Below are 6,038 nucleotides of genomic sequence, written 5' to 3' on the forward strand. Positions count from 1 at the left end.
GCAACGTCGGTCTATCATCACATTTCGTTATTTTACGCCTTTTTCAGCAAAGTATTTTTCCGCTCCTGGATGCAACGGAATGTTACCGATGCCATCGAGCGCTGTTTCAGCTTTAATTAACTTTCCTTTCGCATGCGTAATTTTATCTGTATTTTCAAAAATAGCTTTTGTAATATTGTATACTGTCTCTTCATCTAAGTCTTTGCGAACGACAAGCATCGCTTTAACTGCTACAGTTGTAACGTCTGAATCAATTCCATACGTACCAGCAGGAATTGTATCTTCCGCGTAGAACGGATATTTTTCAATCAATTGTTTCACTTTCTCAGCAGAAATCGGTACAATCTTCACTTCTTTTTGAGCAGCTAACGCTTCAACTGCACCTGTTGGCGTACCAGCTGTAACGAACGCCGCATCGATGCTGCCTGATTGAATGCCGTCGACAGACTCATCAAAAGATAAGTTTTGTACTTTAATGTCGTTTAAAGAAATGCCGTGAATTTCTAAAATTTGTTGTGCGTTTGCGCTAACTCCAGAACCTGGCGCACCGATGGATACTGTTTTTCCTTTTAAATCTTCAACTGATTCGATGCCGCTGTCTTTTGTCGTTACGATTTGAACGGTTTCTGGATAAAGCGTACCGATCGCTTGTACGTTTTCTACTTTATTTCCTTCAAACATTAATTCCCCATTCAATGCGTAAGAGGCGATATCCGTTTGTGCAAACGCCATCTCCGCTTCTCCTTGTTTTAACGTGTTCATATTTTCCGCAGAAGCACCTGAAGATTGTGCGTTCGCGTTAATTCCTGTCTCCTCTTGAATGATGCTCGCCATCGCTCCACCGAGCGGATAATATGTACCACCTGTACCACCTGTTAAAATGCTAATGCTTTTGACTTTCTCTTTCTCTCCTCCGCTACTTCCTTGCTCGTTCCCCCCGTTACATGCCGTGACAATCATTGTAAACGCTAACAACACGACAAACAACATACTACTACGTAACTTTCTCATCATAACCACCCCTTCTTTTCTATTTCAAAAGTCACAGCACTATCATATCATAAACTACTAGAAACATGTCAAATCATTTTTTATTTTTTTCCAAATCATCGGAAATTTATCATAACTAGAGGACAATTGAAGCGGGAGAAATAAACACGCAGCTATCCAAAAAAGACGCTTCACCACAAGGTGTAAAGGTGTACTTGATTGCTTATAACACACTCTACTGCCGCTTGTAGGAAAGGATCAACAAGTGAATGAATTTTTTCATTTTTGTTTAGGAGAGCGTATCATTTATCAAGTACATGTCATGAAAGTATGTTAGCTGTTTCCAGCCGAACCCGCAGTGCAAAACGCTGGATATTTCGGTATCCGTATCCCCGACGTTTCATCAGCTTGATCTTGTTATTCGTTCCTTCCATCTTCCCATTCGAATAATGGGATAAAATGCACGATATGATTTCGTCTGTTCGTTTGACGAGTGATTTTGCGATGGCACGAACAACGGAACAAGGACAAAACAAATACCGATGAATCCAAGCCTTCAAGCGTCGTTTCGCCTGTTGCTCATCTTTGCTTTTGAACACATAGCGAACATGTTGGAGCGATTAGTAAACAGACTTTAAGTCACCACTTTCATTACACCATTCTCGTATGATTTGACGTTCTTCCTCTGTTAATTTCTCTGGACATTGGCTCAATAAACGGCAAACGGAACGAACATTTCCGTGTTTCTTGCCTCCTTTGCCCAAATATTTGCGACATCGTTCTAACGCATCGGTAAACAGCTGAATGACATGGAAATAGTCGACGACATGTGTCGCCTCTGGGCAAACCCGTTGAATCGCTTTTTTCATCGCTGGAGCCAAATCACCCACGACATACTGAACGGAACGAGACACATGAGCCAATGCACGCCCAATAGCTTCCTCGTTCTTTCCTGCTTCCATGGCATACACTTCTCCCGTTTCGGCATCCATGACCGCCACTCCATAGTCATGCCCTTTTCGAAACGCAAACTCATCGACACAAACCGCCTTTGGTTGGATATCATTCGATAGGAAGGAGCATGGGTATAAAACCAGCGTTCAACGGTCGTGTAAGGAAGCTTGAGCATACAAGACACGTCCTGAATGGATGTTCCGATGCAAGATTGCGCGACCCATCGCTGAAACGCATCCGTCGCCACACTTCGCGGAGAGATGGCTGGATACGACGTGCTGAACGTCACGCCGCACGTACGACAACGTCTGCGCTCGACAAGAAGTTCGATCCAAAAAATCCCTATTCACTGAGCATAGCCATGCATCCATTGCTTCTTTTTGACTGTCATTTTCATCGTGCGCTTCAAGCAGACAGGACATAACGGGCATTGTTCGGGTAGAGAAAGTTCGAAAATCCAACGTTCCCCTTCTTTTCGCACCTTTTGAATCAAAACATCTGGTCAATCGATGAGTTCTTTGATAAACTGAGAGTACATGCGAATTTCCCTCCATGGTTCGGTTTGGTCACCTTTACCATACAGGAAAATTCGCATTTTTTGTACCCTCTATGCACACCTACCTTAAATGATCAAGTACAACTTGTGGTGAAGAGCCTATTCTTTAACTTTTAGCAATCGCATGCTGTTTAATGTTACGATTAATGTTGCTCCCATATCGGCAAATATCGCTAACCATAGCGTTAACCAACCAGGCACAATTAACAGTAATGCCAATGCCTTAATCCCTAAAGAGAAAGTAATGTTTTGCTTAATAATCGCTAAAGCTTTGCGGCTCAATTTAATCGTATATGGCAATTTGCTTAAATCATCAGACATTAAGACAATATCGGCTGTTTCTAGGGCTGTATCGGTTCCAGCACCACCCATTGCCACACCAACGGTTGAAGCTGCAAGAGCTGGTGCATCGTTCACACCATCTCCAACCATCGCAACACTTCGATACTTGTCGCGAAGCTCTTTGATGAAATTCAGTTTATCTTCTGGAAGTAAATCGGCTTTAATATCGGAAACACCGACTTGTTTTCCGATGGCTTCGGCTGTTCTTTGGTTATCCCCTGTCAGCATCACCGTTTTTTCAATACCGACTTGATGAAGTTTTCGAATAACCTCTTTGGATGATTCTCTTATTTCGTCTGCCACGGCAATTAACGCCAGAATTTCTTTTTCCGTCCCTAATACCATGACCGTTTTCCCTTGTGTTTGAAGGGTTGTAATTTGTTCTTTTATTTCTGATTGGATGCCATTTGGAAGAAGTTCTTCAAAAAGACCTGGACTTCCGACATAATACATTGCGTTATTTACTTTGGCTTTGACCCCTTTACCTGTAATGGATTGGAATTCTTCAACAGATAAATCATTAAAATTCAATCCATCTTCTTCTGCTTTTCTTATAATGGCGGAAGCAAGTGGATGTTGTGAGCCTTTTTCAATGGCTGCTGTAATGGTCATTAGTTCATTTTCATTGCCATTATAAGTGACTACATCGGTGACGGAAGGAATACCTTTTGTTAATGTTCCTGTTTTATCAAAAGCGATGACTTTTAGAGATCCTGCTTCCTCTAAATAAATACCACCTTTAATTAACACACCGTTTTTCGCTGCATTTCCAATGGCAGTTACAATCGAAACAGGCGTGGAAATAACCAACGCACACGGACAACCAACCACTAATACAGCTAGACCTCGATAAATCCATTCGCTCCAATCAGCACCCATAAATAATGGAGGAATAACGGCTAGTAAAAGAGCAAAAATGATAATGGCTGGTGTATAGTATTTGGCAAAACGATCTACAAACGCTTGAGAAGGTGCTCGTTCTGCTTGAGCTTCTTCCACTAAATGGATGATTTTCGAAAGAGTTGTATCTTCCACTCGTTTTGTCACTTTTACTTCCAATAACCCTTCTTCATTCAATGTTCCTGCAAAGACTTCATCACCGACTGTTTTGGTTACTGGAACACTTTCTCCCGTAATGGCAGCCTGATTTAATGTAGATGTACCCTTGATGACGATTCCATCCATCGCTAATTTCTGACCAGGCTTTACGATCATAATATCTCCGACTTGAATATCGTCAACAGGGACCATCATTTCTTCATTTCCGCGACGAATTAATGCTTCTTTTGGAGCAATATCCATCAACGATTCAATGGATTGACGAGCTTTATCCATGGAATAACGCTCTAAGGCTTCGCTAATGGCGAATAGAATAACAACCGTTGCACCTTCTCCCCATTCACCAATCGCTGCAGCTCCTAAAATCGCCACTGTCATCAGCGTATTCATATCAAAATTCAATCGAACTAGGTTTTTGAACCCTTTTATAAATAACGAATATCCACCGATTAAAATTGCTGCAGCATATCCAATTGTCGCAAAGATATGCTCTTCTCCGTATTGCTTCCCTAAAAACCAACTAATCACAAGCAAAACAGCGGAAATATACACTTTGATGTTCTCTTTTTGCTTCCAAAAAGGTTCACGCTTGACTGCTTTTTCTTTATCTTCCCGAACCTTTAAGTTTTCAAAAGCTCCTGCTTTTTCTAATTCTTCGATGGTTGTTGTACCCCAAACGGTAATTTTAGATGCTCCAAAGTTTACTTTAGCATCTTGAACACCCGGCAATGATTTTACATTATTTTCAAACTTTGCCGCACAGTTTGCACAAGTAAATCCTTGAACACGGTAGGTTTTCGCTTCTGATTTAGATAATTTTGCTTGTTGTTCAGACACGGACTTTCACCTCTTTATCATGTACTAACGCAATCATGATTAACTGCTTAATATGGTCATCATCCAGCGAATAAAATGCTAGCTTTCCTTCTTTTCGATACTTTACAATCCCTTGTTTATAAAGGGTGCGTAAATGATGGGAAGTTGTTGCAACAGAAGCCCCGATGATATTAGCAATATCACATACACATAACTCTTTATCTTGGCAAAGTGAATAGACAATTTTTGCCCTATTTTCATCTGCCAGTGCTTTAAACAACAGGACAACACTGGATATATCTTCTTTTTGCAATTCCCCTTGTATTCGATTGACTTTTTCTTCGTCATAACAATAAATTTCACATGTCTCTTTCTTACTCATTCATTATCCCCCTTTCATATTCAAATTTCCGTTTGAATATATTATACCCCATTTCTTTTATTATTCAAGTATTTATTTGAATGAAAAACAAAAAAAGAATGGAATTTAAAAAAATCAACCCAATATTTACCGTGCGATTCATTTAATTAGCTACATCAAAAAATTCTATTGTAACTATTCACTCCGATAGTAGTATGTAAAGAAGCGCAACACAAATAGGGCATCCCCGTAATAGAAAATACCCTAAGTGGTAGAAAGAACACGATCGAGCTTTTCGCCTGTCAACAGAAGACATAACGAATCCCACACGTTTTTTTCGTGTTTCGTCAGTGTGGAAACGATGCTTCTTGCGATGCAAAACGACTGCGCGAATGTTTCTTCGCGAAACGTACCCGAGATGTTCCCTTTCACTTTGACCATGCGAAGATCTCGTTCTACTTGGTTGTTGTCAAAGGGAACATGAGCTTCATGTAGGAAACGTAGCGCTTCTTCCTTTCGTTTTTGAAGGAGTCGAACAAAAGCAAGTGCTTTTTTCGGAAGAGGCGTCTTCGCTTCCAATCGGTGTTGTGCTCTTTCTAGGATGCGATCATACACTCGTTCCCACCGTCTCGCTTCTTCTTCGGAAAGTGCACCGTAATGGGCTTCGACGGCTTGCTTGGCGGCTAACAGAAACGTGGTCATGCGCATCGCCCACGTATGCCCTTGTTCGATGAATCCTTTTAACTCACGCAAATGATGGGCATGACAAAGGGCATGGGTGGCATGTGTGTATTTCGGATACGTACCGAACGCATCGTGCATCATCGTCCCTTCATATCGGGGAAGAATCCCGATATCATCGGTCGCTTTTTTTCCACGAGAAGCGTGAGGAGCCAAGTATGTATATTTCGATGTGCACGCGACATGAACAACAGTGCCTGGCACCGTTCGCTAATTATT

The 6,038-nt window shown here is 41.4% G+C and carries 3 protein-coding genes and 2 pseudogenes; all 5 read right to left on the reverse strand.

What is annotated here, in order from left to right:
- Window positions 1–27: 27 nt before the first annotated feature.
- Complete coding sequence (locus LH47_RS09000) at window positions 28–1,011, reverse strand: TAXI family TRAP transporter solute-binding subunit (protein WP_043966690.1); 984 nt, start codon at window positions 1,009–1,011, stop codon at window positions 28–30.
- A 299-nt stretch (window positions 1,012–1,310) separates the two neighbouring features.
- Window positions 1,311–2,437: pseudogene (locus LH47_RS09005) on the reverse strand (ISL3 family transposase).
- 162 nt (window positions 2,438–2,599) lie between these two features.
- Window positions 2,600–4,738, reverse strand: coding sequence for a heavy metal translocating P-type ATPase (locus tag LH47_RS09010; protein WP_043966686.1), 2,139 nt, complete (start codon window positions 4,736–4,738; stop codon window positions 2,600–2,602).
- Entirely contained in the window at window positions 4,731–5,099 is a 369-nt protein-coding gene (locus LH47_RS09015; RefSeq protein WP_043966687.1) for an ArsR/SmtB family transcription factor, read from the reverse strand. The genes LH47_RS09010 and LH47_RS09015 overlap by 8 nt, the downstream gene beginning before the upstream one ends.
- 243 nt (window positions 5,100–5,342) lie before the next feature.
- A pseudogene (locus LH47_RS09020) lies at window positions 5,343–6,008 on the reverse strand (IS66 family transposase); the annotation flags it as partial.
- Window positions 6,009–6,038: the final 30 nt, after the last annotated feature.

It is taken from the genome of Anoxybacillus thermarum, from assembly GCF_000836725.1.
Lineage (GTDB): Bacteria > Bacillota > Bacilli > Bacillales > Anoxybacillaceae > Anoxybacillus > Anoxybacillus thermarum.

Bases quoted from the DNA above. Each gene is read 5' to 3' on its own strand.
- LH47_RS09000 (WP_043966690.1), bottom strand. From the start codon at position 1,011: ATGAGAAAGTTACGTAGTAGTATGTTGTTTGTCGTGTTGTTAGCGTTT.
- LH47_RS09015 (WP_043966687.1), bottom strand. From the start codon at position 5,099: ATGAGTAAGAAAGAGACATGTGAAATTTATTGTTATGACGAAGAAAAA.